Source organism: Nocardia aurea (genome assembly GCF_003123685.1).
Lineage (GTDB): Bacteria > Actinomycetota > Actinomycetes > Mycobacteriales > Mycobacteriaceae > Nocardia > Nocardia aurea.
Genome location: NZ_QCYJ01000065.1, coordinates 1 through 517, shown reverse-complemented (window position 1 = coordinate 517; position 517 = coordinate 1). Strand labels below are relative to the sequence as shown.

Here is a 517-nt window from a genome sequence, read left to right as displayed (position 1 = left end):
GCTGGTGGACGTCCTGTACTTCTACCTCGATCCGAGAATCACCTTGGAGACCGTATGAGGTCCATGGCCGCCAAGATCGCGGGTGGAGTGCTGCTCCTCTTCGCGCTGCTCGCGGTGTTCGGGCCGCTCGTCGTGCCGTACGACAGCGTCAGCACCCGCGTCATCGATCGTCTGCTGCCGCCGGGCAGCACGCTCTCCGACGGCAGCGTCGCGCTGCTGGGTACCGATCAGAACGGCAGGGACGTGTTCGCCCAGTTCGTCGCCGGCGCCCGGATCTCACTGCTCGTGGCGATCACGGTGGTGGTCGTGGGCGGCTTGGTCGGACTGGTGCTGGGTCTGCTCGCCGGGTACTACGGCGGCTGGATCGACTCGATCATCTCCCGCATCGGTGACATCCAGCTGGCCTTCCCCAGCATCCTGCTGGCGATCCTGTTGGCCGGGGTACTGGGGCCCAGCCTGCTGAACGTCGTCATCGCGCTGGCCGTGACCAGGTGGGTGATCTTCGCGAGGGTGGTGC

1 protein-coding gene is annotated in these 517 nt (G+C 66.5%); it reads left to right on the top strand.

The window, feature by feature from the left end; genetic code table 11:
- Positions 1-54: 54 nt before the first annotated feature.
- The coding region (locus DAT37_RS12845) for an ABC transporter permease (protein ID WP_157978470.1) at positions 55-517 on the top strand (463 nt) is incomplete at its 3' end.